This is a genomic window from Duganella sp. AC237, assembly GCF_979254035.1.
Window position 1 is genome coordinate 1,720,367 of sequence record NZ_CEEDEW010000003.1, and the last position, 24,159, is coordinate 1,744,525.

The following is a 24,159-nucleotide window of genomic DNA, read 5'->3' on the forward strand; positions in this document are numbered from 1 at the left end:
GCTCGCATCAGGCGTTGACGTTAAAACTGACGTTGAGACACGTAGGGCGGATTAGCGAAGCGTAATCCGCCATGCATGCGCCGCCGACGGCTCATCCATGGCGGATTACGGCGTCCCGCCTAATCCGCCCTGCGTGGAACCGTGGCAACGGTTTCTTTACTGGAGTTGAATCCATTTTCGTGCGCGTTGCGTAAAACGAGGATGTTCACAGTGAGGTTTGCCATGAAATCCATCGTTATCGCTCCCATCAAAAATACCCGCAAAGCCTATGCCGTGCAACGCATGAACGAGGCTGCCCGCCGCATGCTGCAAGCAAAAACTGCGTCCGAGGAAATCACGGCCGGCCACTGGGTTCTGGCCTGGGCCGTCGCCGCTGGGGCGCGCCCATCAGCCCGCTCGGTACGCGAGGCCGAGGCAGCCATTTCGACACTGGTCGAATTCCGACTTCATTGACTAGAGTTCCTGTCCGAACATGATGCGATGGCCGTCGATGGTGCGAACGCCAAACTCGCGCATGCCCCACGGCTTGTCCGCCAGCGTTTGCGTGAACTCGGCGCCGGCGGCCTGATACTCGGCAAACACGGCGGCGGCGTCCGATACCGTCACATACCCATACCAGGAATGGTCGCCCAGCTGCGCCGGCGGGGTGGCGTCGATGCACTCGCCGAGCATCACGCGAAAGCTTCCGCGCGACAGAAACGTCCAGCCGGGCGCCGTGAAGTCTATCTCCAGACCGAGAACCGACGTGTAGTAGTTCGTGGACCTGGCGAGATCAAGCACGCCCAGCGTGAATCTGACATTGGTGAAATCTGCCATCGGTGTCTCCTTATTGAATCGCCGCCATTGCGGGCGTACCCATCACATCCACAATCGCCTGATACACCCGCACCGGTTCCTCGGCGATGCGGTTGAGCACGTAGAGGAAATGCTCCTCGCCGAAGACCACGTATTCGCGGGTGGTGAAGCCGCGCGCCTTGAGTCCGGCGATGTTTTCGGCGCCCAGGCCGATCAAGGATTCGAATTCATACCAGCGCGGATCGATGCGCTCCTTCAGAATCAGTTCGCCGAGGTCCGCCTGGATCGAACGGTCGTGCGTGGCGATAGAGCACTTGTGGCCGCTTAGCAGCAGCTCTCCGGCGTACGTGCGATACGCCGCCGCCAGCTCCGGGCTGTTGCGGTCGTAGGAAATCTCCGCCGACTCCAGAAACGCGCCTTTGACCAGCCGGATGCGGCCGGGAATCTTCATCAACTCCGGCAGGTCGCGCGCGGTGCGGTGGCGCTTGGCCGGCACCGTGATGCCGACATTATGCAAGCCGTCCTCCTGGTGCAGCCGCGCGTAGATGGCGTAGATGTCGTCGGCGCGGTCCGCGCCTTCCATCGAGATCATCACTTCGCGGTTGATTTCGGCGGCCGCCAACGCCACGCGGCGCAGGTTCCGGTAGCCCAGCTCCAGGTCCACCATCGACCCGACGTGCGACAGGTCCAGCGAGATCGAGCAGTTCAGGTTGCGCTGGCCGACCGCGCGTGTCAGTTCCATGAACACTTCCGTCTCCGCCATCGCGAAGGCTTCGTCGCGCACGCTCTCGCCCATGTATTCGACCGAGGCCGCGTGGCCCTGGGCGATGATGCTCTCGACGCGCGCCAGCGCTTCCGCGACCGTCTGGCCCGCCACGTAGCGATGCGAGACCTTGTGCATGTAGGCGCGCAGCAGCGGGTCGTTGCAGAATTTTTCCTTGGCCGATTCGTCGAGCGCCAATGCGCGCAGCGCCGTCGCGGCTTGATCGACGAGGGCTTGCCATTGGGCAGGGAAGCTGGGTGCGGACACGGTGTCTCCTGAAATGATGGAATAAACAACACATTGTGTCACAGCGAGGCCGGCTCGTCCAAGCCGCCGCCGACGGCCTCGCCGATGCCGCGCCCGATGATTGCGCAATCTCAGGCGCGTGAATATACGCCGAAAAATACCCGGAATACTGTATTTTTTTGGCAACTTACCGCAAATTAAACGGTTGACGGCGTTGTCATAAAGGCAGAATATCCAAAAATGATTGCGTATAACATTTTTCGTGTTAGGAGGTGCGGAGGCTATAAAGGTAATAAAGATTGGTAGAGAAAAACAAAAAATAATGCGCCCAAGGCGCTGACCACACAGGCAACAATGCCTGGTAGAGGAGACAGTATGGACAGTAAGTTGATCGACGCGCCACGGCGCGGACCAGGTATGGGCGGGCGCATTGCCGCCACCTTCGTCGCAGGCATCATTTCAAGCGCGCACGCGCAGACCACTCCTGCACCGGCAACCGTGCCGGCCTCGTCGCAGACTCCGGCCCAGGCTTCCGAGGCGACCGAGGACAAAGACGCGCAGCAGCCCGTCAAGCCGACCGTGGTCGTCAACGGTTACCGCAGCTCGCTGGCGCTGTCGGCCAACGAAAAACGCGAGAACGTCGGCCTGAGCGACACCGTGTTTTCCGAAGACATCGGCAAATTCCCCGACCCCAACATCGCCGACGCGCTGGCCCGCGTGCCCGGCGTGACCGTGCGTCGCGCCGAGATCGACGGCGAGGGCCTGAACATTTCCATTCGCGGCATGGGCGCGGCCTTTACCCGGGTGCTGCTCAACGGCGCGCCGATGGCGTCGGCCTCGGCCGGCAGCTGGGGCGGCAACATCAGCGCCAACCGCGAAGTGGACATGGACTTCCTGCCATCCGAGCTGTTCCGCAGCGCCAGCGTCTACAAAAGCCAGCAGGCCAGCCTGATCGAGGGCGGCATCGCCGGCACGGTCAACATGCGCAGCGTGCGTCCGTTCGATAAAAGCGGTTTCCGCTCGGCCTTCACGCTCAGCGGCAACTACCGCGAGCAGAACGGCAAGATGGGCACCACCGGGTCGGGCCTGATCAGCAACACCTGGACCAGCAACACCTGGGGCAAGTTCGGCCTGCTCGGCGGCGTGGCCTTCGGCGACACCAAGTACAAAACCGACGGCTTCCAGTCGGTCGACATGCGCAACTTGCAGCTCAAGTCGTTCCAGGCCAACGCCGCCGACAAGCCCAACAGCACTGGCGGCGGCTCGCAGTCGACGCCGGACACGGTGCCGTCCGGAATGGCGCTGAACGATTTGCCCGAGTACGCCCGCTCCATCCTGGTGCCGGGCAAGCAGATCGACCGCGCCATGCTGCTCGCGCTCAATCCCGGCGCCACCATCCAGCAAATCGACAACGCGCTGATGGCCCGCCTGGGCCGCCATCTGGTGTACGAGGGCGAGCGCAAGCGCGTCGGCGAAGTGCTCAGCATGCAGTGGCAGCCGAACGACAAGTGGGACGTGTACCTGGACCTGGTCGCGGCGCAGAAGCGCAACCAGATGACCTACCAGGCGATGAACGTCGGCACCCGCGCCAACACGGTCATCCCGATCGGCATGGAGTTCGACCGCAGCGATTGCACCTATGGGTGCGTGGTCAACAAGGCGGTCCTGGCCAACACCTTCTGGTCGCTCGAATACCGTCCGATGGAGGAGAAGACCAAGTTCCACAGCATCAATCCAGGCTTCGAATTCCGGCCGACCGACAAGCTGACCATCGACGCCCACTTCAACGCCACCAACAGCACTTTCTACCGCGACATGCCGACGGTGCTGTTCGCCACGCGCTCGCCCAACTCGGTGATTAATTACGACAACAGCCGTCCCGGCCTGCCGCCCGTCTACACCGGCAACCTGGACATCAACGATCCGTCCAACTTCGGCTGGAACCAGGGCGGCCAGGGCCTGTCGGGCCTGCGCATGGACCTGTACGAGCGCACCAACACCACCCGCGGCACGCGCCTGAACGTGGCCTGGGGCGACAACGACTTCAACATCAAAGTCGGCGGCGCCTACGACGACATCAAGCGCCGCTACCGTGGCTTCTCGGTGGCCGACGCCTGGATGAATGTCGCTTGCGGCAACAACGTGAGCGTGCGCTACTTCGCGCCCAACCCGCAGCTGCGCTCGCCGCAAGGATGTGATGGCCGCAGCGCGCCGGGTCCGGTCACCGACGCCGCCACCGCCTATCCGGGCTATGGCACCGGTTCGACCAGCGGCATGACCGCGCCGCTGACCTACCTCGGTTCGGTGGTGCCGAATGCCGCCGTGCCCAATTACGCCCAGCCTTCGGGCAACGGCTTCATCACGGTCGACTGGCCGAAGTTCGCGAAGGACACCGACTATCAATACTTCCGCGACAATATCTACCGCGGCTTCGGCAACGGCAGCGGCGGTTACATCCGCGAGGCGGTGAGCGCGTTCTATACCGAAGTCAATGGCCGCAACCAGGTGTTCGGCCGCACCTTGCGCTACAACGCCGGCGTGCGCTACGCGCGCACCAAGCAGACCATCGGCGCGCTGACGGTGGGCGCCGATCCGCGCAACGCCAACCTGCGCAACGGCGGCCTGTACGATAACCTCAGCGTGTGGGCCTATGAATCGACCACCTACAGCAATACGCTGCCGTCGGCGACGATGGCCTACAACCTCACGCCGTCGCTGATCGCGCGCCTGTCGGGCTCGAAATCGCTGACGCGCGCCAACCCCGCCGACCTGCGCCAGACCCAGTTGACGATCGGCGACCAGGGGCTGCGCCAGGGTAACCTGACCAATCCCAACCTCAAGCCGTTCGAGGCCAACAACCTCGATCTGGGGCTGGAGTATTACATCACCCGCGAGGCTTACGTCTCGGTCAGCGGCTTTGCCAAGGACATCATCAGCCGCCCCGGCCAGCGCGTCACCCAGTACTCGCTGGCGCAGCTCGACGCGCGCTTCGGCACCGTCGGCTTGACCGACGCGCAGCAGCAGTCGGTCAACGCCAGCGGCGGGCGCGACAAGCATCTGGTCGAGATTTCCGAACCCTACAACATCGACACCAAGCTCAAGGTGCGCGGGCTGGAATTCACGTGGCAGCAACCGCTGGATATGTTGCCGGTCAAGGGCTTCGGCCTCGCCGCCAACTTCACTTACGCCAAGCAAAAGGACGAGGCGAAGGATGCGCCGCCGGTGGCCGGCGTGCCGCCGCGCACCAACAACCTGACCTTGTACTACGAGCGTAACGGCTTGAACGTACGTGTCGCGCGGCAGTACACGGCCTCGCACGTGGTCAACACCGGCACCGGCCTGACCGTTCCCGGCGGCGCCTATGCGTACACGACGGAGCGGTCGCAGGTCGATCTGTCGGTGGGCGCGAATCTGAAGCAGCTGTTCAATTTCCGCTACAACACCGATCTGACGTTGAGCGTGTGGAACGCGAACAAGGCCATCAGCCGCACCTACACGCAGTTCAGCAACGCCGTGGCCGACGAGTACAAGCCCGGCGCGGCGTACACCTTGTCGCTGCGGACGACTTTCTGATGAAGATGGCCCGGCTCACGCACCATCGGCTCGTCGCGCGCATCGTTTGCGCGGCGTTGCTGGCGGCCGCGCCGGGCCTGCCTCCGGCGCAAGCCGGAAAGCAGGCCAAGGCGCAGGCCAAGGCGCAGGCCAAGGCGCCGGCCCAGCCCAGGACCTGGACCGCAGACAACGGCAATGGCACCTTCAGCAATCCCTTGTTCTACGACGAGTTTTCCGATCCGGATCTGATCCGCGTCGGCGACTGGTTCTATATGACCGGCACCACCATGCACGCGATGCCAGGCTTGCCGGTGATGCGGTCCAGGGATCTCGTCAACTGGGAATTCCTCAGCTACGCCGCGCCGAAGCTGGATTTCGGTCCGCAGTTCCGGCTGGAGGAGGGCAAGGAGATCTATGGGCAGGGGATCTGGGCGCCCAGCCTGCGCTTCCATAACGGCACGTTCTATATCTTCACCAACATCAACCGCCGGGCGACGCAGGTCTACTCCGCAACCGACCCGCGCGGACCGTGGAAACATCACGAAATGCGGCGCAGCCTGCACGACCTGTCGGTGCTGTTCGACGACGACGGCAAAGCGTATGCCGTCTGGGGGCACCAGACCCTCCAGGTCGCCCGCCTCAACGACGACCTGACCGACATCGTGCCCGGCTCGGAAACGACCTTGTTCGACAAGGATGACGGCATGGGGGAGGGCGCACACTTTTATAAAATCGACGGCAAGTACTTCATCCTCAGTGCCAACTACGCCGGCGGGTTCCGCATGCCGGCCGCGCGTGCCGACAACGTCTACGGTCCCTACGAGGTCAACCGCGCGATCAGCAAGGACGAGGGCTTTGGTTTGGCGCGCGGCAACCGCATGAAGGAAGCCAGGCCGCCGTTCGTCATCGACCGGCCCAAGCCGGGGTCCGGCGACGCGACGACACTGCACCAGGGCGGCATCGTGCTCACGCCGGCGGGCGAGTGGTGGGCCTTTTCCATGATGGACTACAACTCGGTCGGACGCCTGACCGGTCTGTCGCCGGTGACATGGAAAGACGGTTGGCCTTATTTTGGCCTGCCGGGCAATCCGGGGCGCAGTCCGCGCACGTGGGTCAAGCCGAAGACCGCCGCTCCCCAGCCGACCCGAGTACCGTACGAGCGCAGCGACGACTTTTCCGGCGATAAGTTAAAGCCGATCTGGCAATGGAACCACGTGCCGGTCGACGATAAATGGTCGCTGACGCAGCGGCCGGGGTTCCTGCGCCTGCACTCGCTGCCGGCGACATCGTTTTGGGACGCGCGCAATAGCCTGACCCAGCGCGCCATTGGGCCGGTATCGTCACCGACGGTCGCGCTGGACCTTACGGGGATGAAAGAGGGCGACATCGCCGGCCTTGGTTTGCTGAATCTGCCCTACGCCACGCTAGGCGTCGAAAAAACCACCGAAGGCCTGAATGTCGCGCTATTCGACCAGATCAGTGGGCAGACCACGCGGATTCCGCTGGCCGCGCATCGAATCTGGCTGCGCGCCGACTGTGATTTCCTGACGGAGCAGGCGAGCTTCAGCTATTCGGTGGACGGCAAGCGTTTCGTCGACATCGGCGGCCTCTGGACTATGGTGTTTCAGCTCAAGACATTCCAGGGCGTGCGCTATGCGCTATTTAATTACAATGTTACCGGAGCGGAAGGTGGATACGCCGATTTCGACAGCGTCGATATCGCGGAGCCGATGCCGCGTGGCTTGATGCGTGCGATTCCGTTCGGCAAAACCATTCGACTGGCCTCTTATCAAGCCGAGACCGGTCTGACCATCACCGGAGACAAGCTGAGCGCTTCCGTACCGACAAGCTTCAAGGTGAAGGATATGGGGCTGGGCCGGGTCGCGTTGGCATCCGGTATGCGTTATCTGGCGGTGGACAAGGAGGGTGTTGTCAGCCTGCAGGCCGGAAAACCTGGCGCGGCGCACAGTTTCCAGTGGATGGAAACGCCGACGGGGGAGTTGCTGCTGATGTCGATCGCGAACAATCGCTACCTGCGCATCGATCCGAAGACAGGGGAGGTGGTGGCAAACAGCCCGGGACCTTTGCCGGACGGCAGCGATGGCGTGCGATTCATCTGGTCGCACGCCAACTAACCAAACCCCCCGGGGTCAAGTCTAACATTCGTACACGAACACAACCATCAGGTAGTTCAGCTCGTGTATGAATGTTAGACTTGACCCCAGGTGGGGGTTAGCGGCGGACGATGCTGCCGTTCGAGCGCTTGACCTGGTCGCCCTTCATCATGCCCGGGTCTTCTTCGAAGACGTAGCTGTCGTGCTTGCCGTCTTCGTATTCGACGTTGACGGTCCATTGCTTGCTCGAACGCGCGTGTTCCTCGACCTTTTTGCCGGCGTAGGCGCCACCGGCGGCGCCCGCCACGGTGGCGAGCTTGCGGCCGCCGCCGCTGCCGACCTGGTTGCCCAGCAGGGCGCCGGCGACGCCACCGGCGATCAGACCGACCGCGCTGCCTTCACCCTTCTTTTCGCCCAGCACGACCGAGGTGACCCGGCCGCAGTCGATGCAGTTGGCGGCCGGCTTGGCCGTACCGGCACTTTTATAGTCGGCCTTCGCTTGCGTGTTGGACTTGTTGAATTCGGACTTGGCGTCGCGCAGACATTGCATGCGGGCGCTCGATTCGGTTTCCTCGGCGCACAGCTTCTTGTCTTCCGCGTAGCGGGTGGCGATGCGCTTGGTTTCGGCGTTGTAGTGCTGCTTTGGAGTCTGGGCTTGCGCGGCGGACGTCAGGGCGGCCAGCGTAATCGCCAGCACAATTGAACGTTTATTCATCAGTATGTCTCCTATTGTTGGCTTAGCCATAAGCGCCCCCAGTGTACAGTAAGTCAAATAATCGTGAGATTGTGGCAATCAAGCTGGCGGCCCCTACCATCATGCTGGCGACCAGGATGATGGCCAGCGGCCAGCGCGACTCCGATTGCTTGCCCGATGCCGGGTTGAAGCGCGCATCCCACTTCTCGTCGGCCATCAATCCCAGCACCAGCGCCTCCAAGAAACCGACCAGTCCGGAGATCATGATCGGCAGTACTTTATAGAAGCCGTCCACATCCGGCGCCCCCTTGGCGATGATCCAGGCCAGAGGGAGGCAGGCCAGATGCGCCCACAGCCACGGATCGCGCGGACCGCGCAGGTACAAACGGTGCAGGCCGAGCCCGCCGAACAGGAAGGCCAGCAGGGCGGCGACGGTCTTGTTCTTGTGGCGTGCGGAAGGGGCGGTGGGATGCGCGGTGTGGTGCGGATTCATCATGGTTATCGATTAAATAGCCGGAAAGCATGCAGTATCGGTCATAATACCGGCCCGGCCCACCTTTTTATCGCTGTGGCTATTGCCCCGTGCGCCGGAACGGGGGATAATCTTCGATTACCCCAATTCGCCCGATTATTTCATTAACGCTTGCTGCTTCGCGGCAAAGCGCGCTATAATTTGCGGCTTTTTCCGTCCTAGCACACTTTTTGGAAATATTATGGTCGTTATTCGTTTAGCTCGTGGAGGCGCCAAGAAGCGTCCGTTCTTCAACATCGTTGCAACCGACTCGCGCAATCGCCGCGATGGCCGTTTCATCGAACGCATCGGTTTCTACAACCCGATGGCGCAAGGCGGCGAAGTGCCACTGCGCATCACCGCTGACCGTCTGGCTCACTGGCAATCGGTTGGCGCACAATTGTCGCCTACCGTCGCTCGCCTGGTAGCGTCGAACAAAGCCGTTTAAGTCTGGCTGCTGGTTTGACCGATAAGAATGCATCCGGGGTGCAAGTCCCCGACGATCTGGCACAGGTAGGCTTTGTCTTCGGTGCTTACGGCGTCGCTGGCTGGGTGAGGATACGTCCTTTCTCGGAAGATGCGGATGCGCTCCTCTCGGTGAAAACCTGGTGGATCGACAAGCCAAGCTTGCACAATGTCGAAGTCAAGCAGTCCAAACTGCATGGCGGCGACGTGGTCGCACAGCTGGTGGGAGTGACCGATCGGGACGTCGCAGAAGCGCTCAAGGGCGCCGCTGTTTCGGTTCCGCGCAGTTCGTTCCCGGCCTTGTCCGATGATGAGTTTTACTGGACCGAGCTGATTGGTCTGGATGTAGAGAATTTGCAAGGTGAGCACCTCGGTACGGTGACTGACATGATGAGCAACGGTCCGCAGTCGATCTTGCGCATTACGGCAGCCGTCGCTGAAGGCACTGACCCAGAAATTGCGGCGCAAGAGCGCCTGATCCCATTTGTCGAAGCGTTCATCATCAAGGTGGACAAGGCGGCGAAAAAGATCACCGTCGACTGGGGCCTTGATTACTAAAGAACATAAGGGCGGCCCGCCGTGCAATTCGATGTCGTGACCCTGTTCCCCGAAATGTTCGCCGCACTGACGCAGTCGGGGGTCACCCGGCGCGCGTTCGAACAGAATAAATGTGGCTTGTCGTTGTGGAATCCGCGTGATTTCACCACCGACAATCACCGCACCGTGGATGACCGCCCCTATGGCGGCGGCCCCGGCATGGTGATGCTGGCCAAACCCCTGGAAGCGACGCTCAACGCGGCGAAGCAGCGCCAGACCGACGCCGGTCTGGCCGCGCCCCGCGTACTGTTCATGTCGCCCCAGGGCAAGCAGTTGACGCACGAACGTGTCATGGCGCTCAAGCAGGAACCCGGTCTGGTGATCCTGTGCGGCCGCTACGAGGCGGTGGACCAGCGTTTGCTGGACCGCTGCATCGACGAGGAAATCAGCCTCGGCGACTTCGTGCTGTCCGGCGGCGAGCTGCCGGCGATGGCCTTGATGGATGCCGTGATCCGCCAGATTCCCGGCGTGCTGAACACGGATGCGTCGGCGATCGAAGACAGTTTCGTCAACGGTCTGCTCGATTCGCCGCACTACACGCGGCCGGAAACGTACGAAGGAGTGGGTGTGCCGCCGGTACTGATGGGCGGCAACCACGCCGAGATCGAAAAATGGCGCCGCCAGCGCATGCTGGAAGCGACCGCGCGCAAGCGCCCCGATCTGCTGGTCAAGGCGCGCGAGGGCGGCCTGCTGACCAAGCATGACGAGAAATTTTTGGCAGGTTTATAAAAACCTGTTGTTGTAGAAGCTTGCGGACATGTTGTCCGCCTGTTTAACCCCATCCTCTACTGGGCGAGTGTTTGAACAGCACTCATTGCGCGCCAGCACGATGGTTTTTGGAGTCTTAAAATGAATCTGATTCAACAACTCGAGCAAGAAGAAATCGCTCGTCTGGGCAAGAAGATCCCTGATTTCGCCCCTGGCGATACCGTGATCGTCAACGTCAACGTCGTCGAAGGCACCCGCAAGCGCGCCCAGGCATACGAAGGCGTCGTCATCTCCCGTCGTAACCGTGGCCTGAACTCGAACTTCATCGTTCGTAAGATCTCGTCCGGCGAAGGCGTCGAGCGTACGTTCCAGCTGTACTCCCCGCTGATCGCTTCGATCGAAGTGAAACGCCGCGGTGACGTACGTCGCGCTAAACTGTACTACCTGCGTGATCGTTCCGGTAAATCGGCACGTATCAAGGAAAAACTGCCAAACCGTCGCCCAGCGGCGAAAGCAACCGCAGCTTAATAGCCGCGCTTGTGTTTGGAGGAAAGGGCACCACATCAAGGGGTGCCCTTTTTTATATGGAGGTCCGTTTGGCCAAACCGCTCTTTGATCCGAAACTGCTGCCGATCGACGCCATCGCCGGCGAGCCGGCCGTCGCCCGCGAGCGCCTGGTGCCGCAATGGCTGCGCAGCCGCTTCGCCGAGCAGCCGCTCTGGACGCCGGAGAGCACCGACGAGCGCCACCTGCAGCGTCCCGACGGCACGCCGGCCACGGCCGCCTCCGTGCTGATCCCGCTGGTGCTGCGCGAGACCGGCCTGACCATCCTGCTAACCCAACGCAATCCCGACCTGACCGACCATCCCGGCCAGGTCAGCTTTCCCGGCGGCCGCGCCGAATCCTACGACAGCGGCCCGGTCGACACCGCGCTGCGCGAGTGCGAGGAGGAGATCGGCCTGGACCGCGCCCACGTCGACGTCATCGGCACCATGCCCGACTATTACACCGGCACCGGCTACCGCGTCACCCCCGTCGTCGGCCTGATCGCGCCGCCGTTCGAGCTGCGGGCCGACCCGTCCGAGGTGGCCGAGATCTTCGAAGTGCCGCTGGCCTTCCTGATGGACGGCCTGAACCACCAGCGCCTGTCGGCCCAAATCGCCGGCGGCGTGCGCAGTTTCTACGCCATGCCCTATGGCGACTACTATATCTGGGGCGCCACCGCCGGCATGCTGCGCAACCTGTTCCACTTCCTGCGTGCTTGATGTCCGAACTAATAAGTTTGATTCTCCCACCACGGTGGGTTATCGTAGCGGGCATCAAGGCGTCGCCGACCTAAAAAGGACCATTAATGACATTTCTTTCCATTTTGTGCGCGCTGCTGCTCGAGCAAATGAAGCCGCTGCGCGCGGACAACCCGATTTACGCCGAGATCAAAAGTCTGGCGTTGCGGATGGAGACATGGTTCAACGCCGGCCACTCGAGCCACGGCCGCCTCGGCTGGTTCCTGATGATGGCCATCCTGATGGTGCCGACCGCGCTGATTTACTGGGTACTGAAGTACTACGACTGGTTCCTGGCCGCCTTCGCCTGGAACGTGCTGGTGGTCTACCTGACCCTCGGCTTCCGCCATTACAGCCACTATTTCACCTCGATCCAGCTGCACCTGAGCGCCGGCGACGACGCCGCCGCGCGCGCCTTGCTGGCAGAATGGACCAAGCAGGACACCGTCGGCATGGATGTCAGCGAAATCTCCCGCGTCGCCGTCGAAAAGGCGCTGATCACCACGCACCGCAGCGTGTTTGGCGTGTTCTTCTGGTTCCTGATGCCGCTCGGCCCGGCCGCCGCCGTCATGTACCGCGTCTCCGAATACCTGGCGCGCGCCTGGAATGAACCGGAACACATGCGCAATGAGGCGTTCGGCCAGTTCGCCGCGCGCGCCTTCTACTGGATCGACTGGATACCGGTGCGCTTGACCGCCGTGGCCTTCGCCGTGGTCGGCAACTTCGAGGACGCGATCTACGCCTGGCGCAATTTCGCGCACCGCTGGAACGACAAGGCGATCGGCATCATCCTGTCGGCCGGCGGCGGCGCCATGGGCGTGCGCCTGGGTACCCCGGCCGAGAACGCGGCCAAGGTGGTGCTGGTGGACGCTTCGACCGTCGACGTCAGCGACATGGAGCCGGACATGCTGCCGGGCGAGGAGCCGGGTATCCGCGCGCTGCAAAGCACGGTGGGGCTGGTGTGGCGCGCATTGTTGCTGTGGATGATGTTGTTATTGCTGTGCTCGGGCGCGGCCTGGCTCGGCGGGACGCCGTAAAAGGACGCGGAGCAGGGTACAATAGCGGTATTGCCTTGGTGCGGAATGATGAGTTTTCTGCACCAATTTGGTCATCTGTGAGGAAAGGTCGATTGAAATCAACGACTTACGTATTTAGGTCTTCTATAAGATATAATACGTAAGATTCTTCTAGAATGATATCCGCCCGGCGCACCTCGCCGGGACTTTCCACGCATTCTTGTTACCAACAAGTATCTACCCACAAGCCCCCGCTCATGGCAGAGTCAGTTCAAAAACCGGCAGAACAGCAGGAATCGTTCTTCATCCTTGGCCTCACCAGCAATGGCAGGCAGTTCCGTCCCAGCGACTGGGCCGAGCGCCTGTGCGGCGTGATGTCCTGCTTCAAGCCGGAAGGCTACGGCGGCGGACGCGACTCCCATCTGCAGTTCTCGCCGTACGTCACGCCGACGGTGGTCAACGGCGTCAAGTCGGTGGTCGTCAACGGCAAGCTGCGCGGCCTGGAGCCGCTGGCGTACCACTTCGTGATCTCGTTCGCCAAGGATAACGACCTGCAAATGGTCGACGCTTGTCTGGTCCCCGAGAAGTAAGCACTTAAGTCTCCCCTCAGAAAAATTTCGTTTTTGCCACTACCCACGTCGGCGGGGTGGGGCTATGCTGCCTGTTCATTCGTTTTTAGCGAGACACCATGAACAACAGCCGTTTGAAACACGCAGCCGTCGCCAGCATGATGCTGTGCGGCCTGTCCTTCGCCGCCACCGGCACCGCCTGGGGCGCGCCCGCAGTTGCCACGGCCAACGCCACCTCGAACGCGCCGGCCAACGCCGCCGCGATCAAACTGCCGGCTGGCGTGGTCAAGGGACCGTCGGTGGAAGGCATCACCGAATACCGGCTGCCCAACGGCTTGAAAGTGCTGCTGTTCCCGGACGCGTCCAAGCCGACGGTCACCGTCAATGTCACCTACCTGGTCGGCTCGCGCCACGAGAACTATGGCGAAACCGGCATGGCCCACCTGCTCGAACACATGCTGTTCAAAGGCTCGCCGAAGAACGGCAGCATCCCGCAGGAATTCGCCAACCGCGGCATGGACTTCAACGGCACCACCTCCTTCGACCGCACCAACTACTATGAGGTGTTCCAGGCCAGCCCCGAGAACCTGAAGTGGGCGCTCGACATGGAAGCCGACCGCATGGTGAACTCCTTCGTCGCCCGCAAGGACCTGGACTCGGAAATGACGGTCGTGCGCAACGAGTACGAGAGCGGCGAGAACAGCCCGTCCGGCGTGCTGCTCAAGCGCATGGAGAGCGTCGCCTACGACTGGCACAGCTACGGCCGCGACACCATCGGCAACCGCAGCGACATCGAAAACGTCAAGATCGACAATCTGCAGAAGTTCTACCGCACCTACTACCAGCCGGACAACGCGGTGCTGCTGGTGGCCGGTAAATTCGATCCGGCGCAAACGCTGGCGTGGATCGGCAAATCGTTCGGCGCGATCCCGAAACCCAAGCGCGTGCTGCCGCCATTCTGGACGGTCGAACCGACCCAGGACGGCGAGCGCAGTTTCGTCGTGCGCCGCAAGGGCGACATGCAGCTGGTGGTCCTCGGCTACAAGATCCCTTCAGCGCTGCAGGAGGATAGCGACGCCCTCAGTTTCATGTCCGAGATCCTCGGCGACACCCCGACCGGCCGCCTGCACAAGGCGCTGGTGGAAACCGGCAAGGCGGCGCAGGTGTTCAGCTTCCCCCAGACCGGCTACGCGCCCGGGCTGCAATTGATCGGCGCCATGGTCAAGGCCGGCGAGCCGCTGGAACCGGTGCGCGACGCGCTGATCGCGACGGTGGAGGGCTTCGCCAAGACGCCGCCGACGGCCGAGGAAATGGAGCGCGTGCGCCGCAACGTCGCCAACGGCATCGAGAAGTCGCTCAACGATCCGCAAAAGGTCGGCGTGACCTTGTCCGAGGAGATCGCGCTGGGCGACTGGCGCCTGCTGTTCCTTGACCGCGACAAGCTGCCGACGATCACGGCGGAGCAGGTCAGCGCCGCCGCCGCGCGCTACCTGAAACGCGACAACCGCACCGTCGGCACCTTCATCCCCGAGGACAATCCGCAGCGCGCCGAGATCCCGGCCGCGCCCACCGTGGCCGAGGTGATGAAAGACTTCAAGGGCAAGGACAGCGTGCTGACGTCGGAGGTGTTCGATCCGAGCCAGGACAACATCAACGCCCGCACCGAGATCAAGACCATCGGCGGCCTGCGGGTGGCGCTGCTGCCGAAGAAGAATCGCGGCGAAGCGGTGTCGGTCAATATGTCGCTGCACTGGGGCGACGAGAAGAATCTGTTCGACACCAACGCCGTCTCCGCCGCCACCAGCGCGATGCTGATGCGCGGCACCGACAAGTTCACGCGCGAGCAATTGTCCGACGCCTTCGCCAAGCTGAAAATCTCCGGAGGGCCGTTCAACTTCGAGACCACCGGACCGAATCTGGACGCGGCGCTGCGGCTGGCCGCGCACGTGGTGAAGGACGCCAGCTTCCCGGCGGCGGAGTTCGAGCAGCTGCGCCAGCAATGGCTGGTCGGTATCGAAGCGTCGCGCAACGAACCGCAGTCGCTGGCCAGCACGGAAATGGACCTCTACTTCAACCCCTATCCGAAAGGCGACGTGCGCGCGGCGGTGTCGGTGGACGAGCAACTGGCGCAGGTCAAGGCGCTCAAGCTGGAAGACGTGGTGGCCTTCCACCGCAAATACTACGGCGCCAATCACGGCGAGATCGCCGTCGTCGGCGACTTCGACAAAGCCGTGATCGGCAAGACCATCGAGGATGTGTTCTCGGGCTGGGACAGCAAGGTCTCCTACGCGCCGATCACGCGCGTCAACGCCGACAAGGCGCCGATCGTCAAAATGATCAACGCGCCGGAAAAGGAAAACGGCTTCTACACCGCGCGCCTGAACCTCGACTTGAATGTCAACGATCCTGACTATCCGCTGCTGGACCTGGCCAACTACATCTTCGGCGACGGCGGTTTGAAATCGCGGCTGATGGACCGCATCCGCCAGAAGGACGGCTTGTCGTACGGCGGCGGCACCGGCTTGCAGGCGGGCGAAATCGACCGCGCCGGCAGCTTCGAGGTCAGCGCCATCGCCGCGCCGCAGAACCTGAAAAAACTGCGGGCGGCGATCAGGGAAGAACTGGACCGGGCGGTGAAGGAAGGCTTCACGGCGACGGAACTGGCGGGCGCCAAATCCGGGCTGCTGCAGCAGCGCATCCAGAACCGCTCCAAGGACGCGGTGCTGGCCGCCGGCTGGACGCGCAACCTGTACCTGAACCGCACCTACAGCTGGAGCAAGGAATACGAGGACAAGCTGCGCGCCGCCACCCTGGCGCAAGTCAACGCCGCCTTCCGCAAAGCCATCGACCCGGCCAAGCTGACGGTGATTGTGGCCGGCGACGAGTCCAAAGCCAAAAAATAAGGGCAGTTCTGCACGATTTCCAATTATGTACTATCATTAGTTACATGAGACGAGACAGCAAACTATCCTCCATCCTGCACTTGCTGCTGCACATGGCGCACGCCGACCGGCCGTTCACCTCGGACGAGCTGGCCGGCTTCCTGGGCACCAATCCGGTGCTGGTGCGCCGTGTGCTGGCGGGCCTGCGCGAGCGTGGCTATGTCGGTTCGGACAAGGGCCACGGCGGCGGCTGGACCATTACCTGCAACCTGCGCCAGGTGACCCTGCGCGACATCTACGAGGCGGTCGGTTCGCCCACTGTGTTCGCGATGGGGAACCGCAGCGAGCAGCCCGAGTGCCTGGTGGAGCGCGCCGTCAACGACGCGCTTTCCAGCGCCTTCGACGAGGCCGAGGCTTTGCTGATCGAGCGTTTCAAGGACGTCACGCTGGCCGATTTGTCGGCCCGCTTCAACGACGAATACGCCAAGCACAAAGGAGCCTCCCATGCACATCCCACATCCGAGCACTGAATTCGACGTCATCGTCATCGGCGGCAGCTATGCCGGCCTGTCCGCCGCGATGCAGCTGGCGCGCGCCCGCCGCCGCGTCCTCGTGATCGACGCCGGCCAGCGCCGCAACCGGTATGCGCGGCATTCGCACGGCTTCCTCGGCCACGATGGCCGCGAGGCGGCGGCCATCGCCAACGACGGCCGCGAGCAGGTGATGAAGTATCCGACCGTGCGCTGGATCGAAGGCTCGGCGCAGCGGGCGGAGAAGGTGGAGCAGGGCTTCCGCGTGACCTTGCAGGACGGCGCCGCCTACAACGCGCAGCGTCTGGTGCTGGCCACCGGCGTGGTCGACGAACTGCCGCCGGTGCCGGGTTTGGCGGAGCGCTGGGGCGGCACCGTGTTCCACTGCCCCTACTGCCATGGCTATGAGCTGATGGAGGGACGCATCGGCGTGCTGGCCACCGGGCCGCTGTCGATGCATCATGCGATGATGCTGCCCGATTGGGGGCAGGTGACGTTGATACTCAATGGCGCTTTCGAACCGGACGCGGAGCAGTTGGCGTCGTTGGAGCAGCGCGGCGTGGCAATCGAGCGCACGCCGGTCAAGGCGATCACCGGGCAGGCGACGGTTGAATTGCAGGATGGGCGGGCGTTGGAGATGGCGGGTCTGTTCGTCGTCAGCCGCATGCATAGCGGCAGTCCGATGGCCGAGCAGTTGGGCTGTGAACTGGAGCAGGGTCCGATGGGTATGTACGTGCGCACCGACGCGATGAAGGCGACCAGCGTGGCCGGCGTGTACGCGTGCGGCGACGCGGCGCGCATGGCGGGCAATGTGGCGTTGGCGGCGGCCGACGGAACGCTCGCCGGCGTGTCGGCGCACCAGTCGCTGATCTTCGGTGCGACCGCCGCAGCGGCGTAGATCGCCTAAGCCGCGTTAAGCTCCGCCACAAAATCGTATAGATCGCCGCGAAAATACGAGCGGCAAAACTCCACCGCGCGGCCGTCGCGCAGAAAACCCAAGCGTTCCACGGCCAACCCCGCATCTCCCGCCCGGGCCTGGAGCAGCGCCGCCTGCTCCTCGTCGAGCAGCAGCGCGCTCAATCGCTGCAGCGCGCGCACCGGCCGGTTGTGCGCGTGCTCCAGCGCCTCGTACATCGACACCTGCACCGACTCCAGCGACGGCAAACAGGTCGCGACGACGGTGGCGTACTCGATGCACATCGGGATGTCGTCCGCATACCGGATACGGTGAAACCGGTACACGGCAGCCCCGGGGCTGAGCCGCAGCCTGAGCGCCTCCTCCGGCGTCACCGTCCCCTCGGACCGCTTGAGCCACACGCTGCGCGGCGTCCGTCCGCGCGCCCGCATGTCCTCCGAAAACGATGTCAGCTTGGCGAAATTCTTCTCGATCCGCGTGTTGATGAAGTTGCCCGAACCGGGCCGCCGCACCAGCAGTCCCTCGTCGACCAGGCCGTCGATCGCTTTCCTGACCGTGATGCGAGAGATCGACAGATCGGCCGCCAGGTGCCGCTCGGCCGGCAGCGCTTCGTCGGGCCCGAACACCCGCTGGTCGATGGCTGTGCGCAGCGCCCGTTGAAGGCGCTGGTAGAGCGGCTGGCTGCTGCCTTGTCCCAGCGTGTGCATGATCTCTGCAAGCGGTGTCATCCGTTTCGTCTCCCCTCATCCCGGGCCGGGCCGCCGTGAATTGGTCTCTACCCGGTAGTTGTCTTACCTGTTTTGATAATACCAAAAAGAACCAGCGCGCTGGTATCACACTGGTTTTACTGTGGACCGCACGGCCCTATAGATGCTCCCCTGCAACGAAGAGGGAATTGGTATGTGTACTTCGCACAACATATGAAAAAAATATGGCAATTGGTAGTATTCTGGTATTGGTACTGCGGTATATTGGCGTTGAATTGGTTTTGTATAAGGTTGTAAAAAGGGATCTGCATGACATCGCGGCGGCGATGACCGGCGAAACGATCGACGTTAAAACAGCACGGGCCTTTCCAAAAAAACAGGCCGCAATCAAGGGGGAGTAAATGAAAGAGAATCTGCCAGGTAAGACGAACATGCCACGCAGCGCGGTCGAGCAGTTGACGCCGATCGCCGCAGCGGTGGGCCTGATGGTGCTGGGCATGTCGTGGTCGGCCCAAGCGCAGGCCCAGGCGCAGGCTCAGGCCGACGCCGGCAAGAAGGACGGCGAGGAAATGCAAACCGTCCAGGTGCAGGGCATTCGTGCGGCCCTGCAACAGTCGCTGAACCAAAAGAAAAATGCGGAGTCGCACCTTGAGGTGATCACGGCCGAAGACATCGGCAAGATGCCCGATAAAAACGTCGCCGACTCCCTGCAGCGCGTGCCCGGCGTCAACGTCAGCAACGCCGGCGCCAGCGAAGGCGGCTTCGACGAGAACGACCGTGTGTCGATGCGCGGCACCAATCCCAACCTGACCCAAACCCTGTTCAACGGCCACAACGTGGCCTCCGGCGACTGGTTCATCCTGAACCAGACCACCCAGGTCGGCCGCAGCGTCAGCTACACGCTGGTGCCGTCGGAGCTGGTCGGTTCGGTGGTCGTGCACAAGAGCTCGGAAGCGAACCTGGTCGAGGGCGGCGTGGCCGGCTCGGTCAACATCATCAGCCGCAAGCCGCTCGAATTCAAAGAGAACTTCACCGGCGAAGTGTCGCTGGGCGCGGTGTACGCCGATCTGCCGAAAAAGACCGATCCGCAATTCAGCGCTTTGCTGAACTGGAAGAACGAGCAGAAAACCTTCGGCGCCTTGCTGCAAGTGTTCTCGGAAGAACGCCACCTGCGCCGCGATGGCCAGGAAGCGCTGTCCTACGACAAGATTCTGCCCGGCAGCCCGATGGCGCTCGCCCATCCGGACCTGGCCAACGCCTACTATCCCGGCTTCCTGGGCGCCTCGCTGTTCCAGCAGGAGCGTAAGCGCCAGGGCGGTTTGATCGACCTGCAATTCAAGCCGAGCCGCGACCTGAACTTCGACCTGACCGGTTTCAGCTCGACCTTGAAGGCCTCGAACACCAACGACAACTACCTGCTCAACGGCGGCGCCATCATCAACCAGGGCAACGGCCAGGCGCCGCTGCCGGGCTATGTGGTCAAGACCCAGAACGGCGTCAAGACCCTGGTCAGCGCGAACTTCGCGCCGGTGGCAGGCACCAACTACAACGAGTACGACCAGATCTCGCGTCCCGGCGCGGAAGCGACCGCCAAGTTTGTCGCGCTGGACGGCAAATGGCGAGCCTCCGAGAGCCTGACCTTCTACGGCAAGGCCGGCAGCTCGAAGGGCGAGGGCAAGACCCCGGTCCAGGACGTCATCGCCTGGAACGGCGCCACCGGCACCGGCGCCTCGTACAAGTTGAACGGCACCGGCACGGCGGCCGACTTCTCCTTCAATAACAATCCGGCCGCCACCCCCGGCACCGACGCCACCAGTGGCTTCAGCTGGATGTTCGGCGACCAGAACGTCACCGTCACCGACAAGGAAAAATGGCTGCAGCTGGACAGCGACTTCCAGCTCGAAGCCGGTCCGCTCAAGCTGCTGAAGTTCGGCGTGCGCGGCGCCGACCACGATCGCTATTCGGACAACGTCGTCGGCCAGGGCCCGACCTGCTCGACCCGCACCGACGCCGCCGGCGGCCCTGGCTTCTTCTGGGCCGCGCCGCTGCCGACCCAGTACAGCTGCATCAACGGCGCCAACTCGCCGTACAACCCGGCCAACTGGCCTGCCGCGGGCGCGTCGTATCCATCGAATTACGCCAGCGGCCTGGGTGGCAATTTCCCGCGCGGGATCTTCCGCTACACCGCCGAGCAGCTGGCGGCGTTCTCCAAGCTGTTCGCCAACCGCGCCACCGACGGCACGCGTGAAGACTTCGGCAATGAGTTCAACCTGAAGGAAAAGAACCGCGCCGCCTACGTGCAGGGTAACTTCGAAGGCGAAGGCTGGAGCGGCAACGTCGGCGTGCGCTATGTGCAGACCAAGGAACGCGCCGTCAGCAATGTCGGCATGCCGGGCGATACGCCGGCCGGCCAGCCGGGCGTGGTCTACACGTCGGCGTTCGGCATCTTCAAGCCGACCACCGTCGAACACACCTACAACGACTACCTGCCGAGCGCCAACCTGCGTCTGGAACTGAGCAAGGATCTGGTGGCCCGCTTCGCGCTGTCGCGCACCATGACGCGTCCGGACTTCTCGTCGCTGGTCGGCACCTTCACCCTGACGCCACCGGCGGCCAAGGGCGGCGTCGGTTCCGGTTCGGGCGGTAATCCGGATCTGAAGCCGATCACGTCGAACAACTTCGACGCCTCGCTGGAGTACTACTTCGCGCCGCGCTCGCTGGTGTCGGCCAGTGTTTACTACATGGACCTGACCAATTACATCGGCCAGGGCACCCGTGTGGGCACCTACCGCACCTACACCGAGGCGACCAAGATCACCGATCCTAACGGCTTCGACGCCCAGTACCTGATCTCGTCGCCGATCAACAGCACGGGCAAGGTCAAGGGCATCGAGCTGTCGTATCAGCAGCCGCTGTTCGGCTACTTCGGTATCGACGGTAACGCCACCTTCACCAACGCCAGCGACAGCAGCGGCGCCAAGGTGCTCGGTTCGTCGAAGCGCACGTACAACGCCAGCGCGTTCTACGAGGACGAGCGTTTCAACGCCCGCCTGACGTACAGCTACCGTTCGGATTCGTACGTGGGCCTGGATCGCGGCACGGAGTTCAACCAGGTCGGCATGGGTTACCTGAACGCGTCGCTGGGTTACAAATTCAGCGAGAAGATCGGCTTCTCGCTGGACATGCGTAACCTGAACGATCCGAAGCTGAAGTACTATGCGCTCAACGAAGACCAGCCACGTTCGGTCTACAAAAACGGTCGCCAGTTCTTCCTGACGATGCGCGTGAAGTACTAAGCCGGTCGCACCGCGTCCACCCCGTTAAAGGGGCGGGCGCGGTGCTGCATCAGGGGATTTCAACGCTATACTTTGCCGATGCACCCAATTCCGCAACCGATACCCGAGTGGCGCGATGTCGACGCCCGCGTCTTCCATGAGCAGATACTGCCGCTGCACCGCCCCGCCGTGATGCGCGGCGTGGTGCGCGACTGGCCCGTCGTCGCCAAGGCGCTTGCGTCGCCGCAGGCGGTGGGCGGTTACCTCAAATCCTTCGATAGCGGCGTCGATGTCAACGCCATCATGACGCCGCCCGCCGCGCAAGGGCTGGTGACGTACAGCGACGACGTCAGCGCTTTCAGCTTCGTGCGCAACCGCCTGCCGATATCGAGCATCATCGATCAGTTGATGCGCTATCTGCCGGCCGGCGCACGCGCTCCGGCGCTGGCGGCGCAGAGCGCGGTCATCGCCGAATGCCTGCCGGGCTTTTTAGCGGATAACCGGCTGCCGTTGCTGGGGGCGGAAGTGCAGCCGCGCATCTGGCTGGGCAATCAAATCACGGTGCCGGCCCACTTCGACGAGGCGCAGAACATCGCGGCCTGCGTCAGCGGCCGGCGGCGTTTCACCTTGTTCCCGCCCGAGCAGGTCGCCAACCTGTATGTCGGCCCGCTCGATTACACGCCGGCCGGTGCGCCGATCAGCATGGCCTCGCGCGCGCAACCGGATTTCGACAAGTACCCGCGCTTTCGCGATGCGCTGGCGGCGGCCCAGGTGGCCGAGCTGGAGCCGGGCGATGCGATCTACATTCCAGCGATCTGGTGGCATCAGGTCGAATCGATCGGCCAACTGAACATCCTGGTCAACTACTGGTGGGGCGGCTCGCACACCGCCAACGACCGCAGCATGTCGCCATCGAACGCGTTGATGCACTGCCTGCTGAACATGAAGGATCTGGAGCCGCAAGTGCTGCAGGCCTGGCGGGCAGTCTTCGAGCATTTTGTTTTCAATCCCGATCCGCAGCGGCTGGAACATATTCCCGAACAGCGGCGCGGGGCACTGGGCGCGATGTCGCCCGAAGAGGTGCGCCGCTTCAAGGACGTCTTGATCGCGCAGCTACAAAAATAATCCTACTGGAGACACCATGAAACTACACGCCGGCGCAGTGTTCGCCGCAGCTGTCATCGCAGCTTTTTCGTCATCGTCCGCAATGGCCGATGAAGTGATCGGCTACTACCCCGGCTGGAAATCGGCGACGTATCCTGTCACCGCCGTCAACGTCGGCGCCGACAAATTGACGATGGCGCTGTACGCGTTCATCGACGTATGCTGGGACGGAAAACATGGCAACCCCGAACCGTCCATCAATGACGAGGCATCTTGCCAGGACGCGGCCGGCGATCCGGTGTCTGCCAACGGCGCGCTGGTGTTCGGCGACGCCGTCTCGGACGGCGCCAACCTGCGCGCATTGGTGGCACTGAAGAAGCAGCATCCCAAGTTCAAGGTGGTGGTGTCGGTCGGCGGCTGGAACTGGTCGAACCGGTTTTCCGACGTCGCCGATTCGCCCGCCGCCCGCGCCAACTTTGTCGCCTCGTCGGTGAAGCTGATGCGCCGCTTCGCTCTGGACGGCATCGACATCGACTGGGAGTACCCGACCGAGGTTGGCGTGCCGTGCGTGGCGGGCAGGGTGTGCGCGCGGCCGCAGGACAAGCCGAACTACGTCAAGCTGGTGCGCGAGCTGCGCACCGCCTTCGACGCGGCGGGCAGGAAGGACGGCAAGCATTACAGCATCACTATCGCGTCGGGCGCCAACGCCAACTTCGTCAACGACGGCGCGGCGGGCAGCGGATGGATGAAGGAGCTGGCGCAAAGCCTCGACTGGATCAACATCATGACCTACGACTACCACGCGCCGTGGGAGAAAACCACCGGGCACCTGGCTGCGCTGGGCGGCGATCCGAAAGATCCGGTGGTCGACAAGGGGTTGTACGCGGAGGCGTCGGTGCAGCGCTATCTGGACGCCGGCATCCCGGCGGACAAGCTGGTGATGGGAGTGCCATTTTACGGGTATGGGTGGAAGGGTTGCGCGCCGGGTCCTGCGGGCGATGGGCAGTATCAGCTATGCGAAGGCGGCGCGACCGGCGGCGCCGGTGGCGGCAACGCGTATGGCTTCAGCCATCTGCTGAAGCAGGGGATACTGACGCCTTCATTCGAAGGTGGCAACGGCTATAAGCGGTATTGGAACGCCTCTGCCAAAGTGCCTTACCTGCATAACGCCAGGGAGAAGATCTGGATCACCTACGAGGACCAGGAATCGCTGAAGGGGAAGGCGCGTTTCATCAAGTCGAAGAAGCTGCGCGGAGCGATGTTCTGGGAGTTGAGCGCCGATGGTGAGCACCAGCTCATCGAGACGTTGTGGTCCGCGATGCGATAATGGCCTGGACCGTGTGATTTATTCTGAAACACGTAGGGCGGATTAGCGAAGCGTAATCCGCCATTGCGTGCGTCACAAGCGGAGCATGCAATGGCGGATTACGGC

General features: G+C 62.9%; 22 protein-coding genes. 17 read left to right on the forward strand and 5 right to left on the reverse strand.

Annotation, left to right across the window (positions count from 1 at the left end; translation table 11 throughout):
* Positions 1-222 precede the first annotated feature (222 nt).
* Complete coding sequence (locus AC0IYS_RS07975) at positions 223-453, forward strand: hypothetical protein (RefSeq protein ID WP_471704660.1); 231 nt, start codon at positions 223-225, stop codon at positions 451-453.
* Here AC0IYS_RS07975 and AC0IYS_RS07980 read toward each other — a convergent pair whose 3' ends face one another.
* On the reverse strand, positions 454-816 hold the full coding sequence (locus tag AC0IYS_RS07980; RefSeq protein WP_471704661.1) for a VOC family protein: 363 nt from the start codon (positions 814-816) through the stop codon (positions 454-456).
* A 10-nt stretch (positions 817-826) separates the two neighbouring features.
* Complete coding sequence (locus AC0IYS_RS07985) at positions 827-1,825, reverse strand: proline dehydrogenase family protein (RefSeq protein WP_471704662.1); 999 nt, start codon at positions 1,823-1,825, stop codon at positions 827-829.
* A gap of 354 nt (positions 1,826-2,179) precedes the next feature.
* Between AC0IYS_RS07985 and AC0IYS_RS07990 the strand changes: the two genes are divergently transcribed.
* Complete coding sequence (locus tag AC0IYS_RS07990) at positions 2,180-5,377, forward strand: TonB-dependent receptor (protein WP_471704663.1); 3,198 nt, start codon at positions 2,180-2,182, stop codon at positions 5,375-5,377.
* Complete coding sequence (locus AC0IYS_RS07995; RefSeq protein WP_471704664.1) at positions 5,377-7,491, forward strand: family 43 glycosylhydrolase; 2,115 nt, start codon at positions 5,377-5,379, stop codon at positions 7,489-7,491. The genes AC0IYS_RS07990 and AC0IYS_RS07995 overlap by 1 nt, the downstream gene beginning before the upstream one ends.
* Positions 7,492-7,588: 97 nt before the next feature.
* On the opposite strand, the gene AC0IYS_RS08000 is transcribed toward AC0IYS_RS07995, so the two are convergent.
* Both AC0IYS_RS08000 and AC0IYS_RS08005 read right to left on the reverse strand, forming a co-directional pair.
* Positions 7,589-8,185 carry a glycine zipper 2TM domain-containing protein gene (locus AC0IYS_RS08000; protein ID WP_471704665.1) on the reverse strand — a complete coding sequence of 199 codons (597 nt, stop codon included), beginning with the start codon at positions 8,183-8,185 and terminating at the stop codon, positions 7,589-7,591.
* A 22-nt stretch (positions 8,186-8,207) separates the two neighbouring features.
* The gene (locus AC0IYS_RS08005) at positions 8,208-8,660 is read right to left on the reverse strand and encodes a TM2 domain-containing protein (protein ID WP_471704666.1); all 453 of its coding nucleotides are present in this window, start codon (positions 8,658-8,660) and stop codon (positions 8,208-8,210) included.
* Positions 8,661-8,877: 217 nt separating this feature from the next.
* On the opposite strand from AC0IYS_RS08005, the gene rpsP reads away from it, so the two are divergent.
* The 10 genes from rpsP to AC0IYS_RS08055 all read left to right on the forward strand — a co-directional run bounded on the left by rpsP (position 8,878) and on the right by AC0IYS_RS08055 (position 17,623).
* On the forward strand, positions 8,878-9,123 hold the full coding sequence (gene rpsP / locus AC0IYS_RS08010; protein ID WP_090315733.1) for a 30S ribosomal protein S16: 246 nt from the start codon (positions 8,878-8,880) through the stop codon (positions 9,121-9,123).
* A gap of 14 nt (positions 9,124-9,137) precedes the next feature.
* On the forward strand, positions 9,138-9,698 hold the full coding sequence (gene rimM / locus AC0IYS_RS08015) for a ribosome maturation factor RimM (protein ID WP_471704667.1): 561 nt from the start codon (positions 9,138-9,140) through the stop codon (positions 9,696-9,698).
* Between the two features lie 21 nt (positions 9,699-9,719).
* On the forward strand, positions 9,720-10,466 hold the full coding sequence (gene trmD, locus AC0IYS_RS08020; protein WP_471704668.1) for a tRNA (guanosine(37)-N1)-methyltransferase TrmD: 747 nt from the start codon (positions 9,720-9,722) through the stop codon (positions 10,464-10,466).
* Positions 10,467-10,586: 120 nt separating this feature from the next.
* Positions 10,587-10,973 (forward strand): 50S ribosomal protein L19, encoded by a 387-nt coding sequence (gene rplS / locus AC0IYS_RS08025; RefSeq protein ID WP_090315727.1) that lies wholly within the window; start codon positions 10,587-10,589, stop codon positions 10,971-10,973.
* 68 nt (positions 10,974-11,041) lie between these two features.
* Positions 11,042-11,710 (forward strand): CoA pyrophosphatase, encoded by a 669-nt coding sequence (locus AC0IYS_RS08030; protein ID WP_471704669.1) that lies wholly within the window; start codon positions 11,042-11,044, stop codon positions 11,708-11,710.
* 86 nt (positions 11,711-11,796) lie between these two features.
* On the forward strand, positions 11,797-12,765 hold the full coding sequence (locus AC0IYS_RS08035) for a CobD/CbiB family protein (RefSeq protein WP_315216836.1): 969 nt from the start codon (positions 11,797-11,799) through the stop codon (positions 12,763-12,765).
* Positions 12,766-13,001: 236 nt separating this feature from the next.
* Positions 13,002-13,334, forward strand: coding sequence for a DUF3579 domain-containing protein (locus tag AC0IYS_RS08040; RefSeq protein WP_471704670.1), 333 nt, complete (start codon positions 13,002-13,004; stop codon positions 13,332-13,334).
* Between the two features lie 98 nt (positions 13,335-13,432).
* Positions 13,433-16,216 carry a M16 family metallopeptidase gene (locus AC0IYS_RS08045; RefSeq protein ID WP_471704671.1) on the forward strand — a complete coding sequence of 928 codons (2,784 nt, stop codon included), beginning with the start codon at positions 13,433-13,435 and terminating at the stop codon, positions 16,214-16,216.
* 44 nt (positions 16,217-16,260) lie between these two features.
* Complete coding sequence (locus tag AC0IYS_RS08050) at positions 16,261-16,725, forward strand: Rrf2 family transcriptional regulator (protein ID WP_471704672.1); 465 nt, start codon at positions 16,261-16,263, stop codon at positions 16,723-16,725.
* Positions 16,700-17,623 carry an NAD(P)/FAD-dependent oxidoreductase gene (locus tag AC0IYS_RS08055; protein ID WP_471704673.1) on the forward strand — a complete coding sequence of 308 codons (924 nt, stop codon included), beginning with the start codon at positions 16,700-16,702 and terminating at the stop codon, positions 17,621-17,623. Before AC0IYS_RS08050 ends, AC0IYS_RS08055 begins: the two co-directional genes overlap by 26 nt.
* A gap of 5 nt (positions 17,624-17,628) precedes the next feature.
* Here the strand turns inward: AC0IYS_RS08055 and AC0IYS_RS08060 are convergent, their stop codons facing one another.
* Positions 17,629-18,369 (reverse strand): GntR family transcriptional regulator, encoded by a 741-nt coding sequence (locus tag AC0IYS_RS08060; RefSeq protein ID WP_471704674.1) that lies wholly within the window; start codon positions 18,367-18,369, stop codon positions 17,629-17,631.
* 203 nt (positions 18,370-18,572) lie between these two features.
* Between AC0IYS_RS08060 and AC0IYS_RS08065 the strand changes: the two genes are divergently transcribed.
* The 4 genes from AC0IYS_RS08065 (at position 18,573) to AC0IYS_RS08080 (ending at position 24,054) form a co-directional block, all read left to right on the forward strand.
* The gene (locus tag AC0IYS_RS08065; protein ID WP_471704675.1) at positions 18,573-18,749 is read left to right on the forward strand and encodes a hypothetical protein; all 177 of its coding nucleotides are present in this window, start codon (positions 18,573-18,575) and stop codon (positions 18,747-18,749) included.
* The gene (locus AC0IYS_RS08070) at positions 18,750-21,644 is read left to right on the forward strand and encodes a TonB-dependent receptor (protein ID WP_471704676.1); all 2,895 of its coding nucleotides are present in this window, start codon (positions 18,750-18,752) and stop codon (positions 21,642-21,644) included.
* Between the two features lie 78 nt (positions 21,645-21,722).
* A complete protein-coding gene (locus AC0IYS_RS08075; protein ID WP_471708821.1) occupies positions 21,723-22,748 on the forward strand; it encodes a cupin-like domain-containing protein in 1,026 nt (341 codons plus the stop codon).
* A 16-nt stretch (positions 22,749-22,764) separates the two neighbouring features.
* Positions 22,765-24,054: a glycoside hydrolase family 18 protein gene (locus AC0IYS_RS08080; RefSeq protein ID WP_471704677.1), complete on the forward strand. Its 1,290-nt coding sequence runs from the start codon at positions 22,765-22,767 to the stop codon at positions 24,052-24,054.
* The last annotated feature ends 105 nt before the right edge of the window (positions 24,055-24,159 follow it).

Bases quoted from the DNA above. Each gene is read 5' to 3' on its own strand.
- AC0IYS_RS07975 (WP_471704660.1), top strand. From the start codon at position 223: ATGAAATCCATCGTTATCGCTCCCATCAAAAATACCCGCAAAGCCTAT.
- AC0IYS_RS07980 (WP_471704661.1), bottom strand. From the start codon at position 816: ATGGCAGATTTCACCAATGTCAGATTCACGCTGGGCGTGCTTGATCTC.
- AC0IYS_RS07990 (WP_471704663.1), top strand. From the start codon at position 2,180: ATGGACAGTAAGTTGATCGACGCGCCACGGCGCGGACCAGGTATGGGC.
- AC0IYS_RS07995 (WP_471704664.1), top strand. From the start codon at position 5,377: ATGAAGATGGCCCGGCTCACGCACCATCGGCTCGTCGCGCGCATCGTT.
- AC0IYS_RS08000 (WP_471704665.1), bottom strand. From the start codon at position 8,185: ATGAATAAACGTTCAATTGTGCTGGCGATTACGCTGGCCGCCCTGACG.
- AC0IYS_RS08005 (WP_471704666.1), bottom strand. From the start codon at position 8,660: ATGATGAATCCGCACCACACCGCGCATCCCACCGCCCCTTCCGCACGC.
- rpsP (WP_090315733.1), top strand. From the start codon at position 8,878: ATGGTCGTTATTCGTTTAGCTCGTGGAGGCGCCAAGAAGCGTCCGTTC.
- rplS (WP_090315727.1), top strand. From the start codon at position 10,587: ATGAATCTGATTCAACAACTCGAGCAAGAAGAAATCGCTCGTCTGGGC.
- AC0IYS_RS08035 (WP_315216836.1), top strand. From the start codon at position 11,797: ATGACATTTCTTTCCATTTTGTGCGCGCTGCTGCTCGAGCAAATGAAG.
- AC0IYS_RS08040 (WP_471704670.1), top strand. From the start codon at position 13,002: ATGGCAGAGTCAGTTCAAAAACCGGCAGAACAGCAGGAATCGTTCTTC.
- AC0IYS_RS08045 (WP_471704671.1), top strand. From the start codon at position 13,433: ATGAACAACAGCCGTTTGAAACACGCAGCCGTCGCCAGCATGATGCTG.
- AC0IYS_RS08050 (WP_471704672.1), top strand. From the start codon at position 16,261: ATGAGACGAGACAGCAAACTATCCTCCATCCTGCACTTGCTGCTGCAC.
- AC0IYS_RS08055 (WP_471704673.1), top strand. From the start codon at position 16,700: ATGCACATCCCACATCCGAGCACTGAATTCGACGTCATCGTCATCGGC.
- AC0IYS_RS08060 (WP_471704674.1), bottom strand. From the start codon at position 18,369: ATGACACCGCTTGCAGAGATCATGCACACGCTGGGACAAGGCAGCAGC.
- AC0IYS_RS08065 (WP_471704675.1), top strand. From the start codon at position 18,573: ATGGCAATTGGTAGTATTCTGGTATTGGTACTGCGGTATATTGGCGTT.
- AC0IYS_RS08070 (WP_471704676.1), top strand. From the start codon at position 18,750: ATGAAAGAGAATCTGCCAGGTAAGACGAACATGCCACGCAGCGCGGTC.
- AC0IYS_RS08075 (WP_471708821.1), top strand. From the start codon at position 21,723: ATGCACCCAATTCCGCAACCGATACCCGAGTGGCGCGATGTCGACGCC.
- AC0IYS_RS08080 (WP_471704677.1), top strand. From the start codon at position 22,765: ATGAAACTACACGCCGGCGCAGTGTTCGCCGCAGCTGTCATCGCAGCT.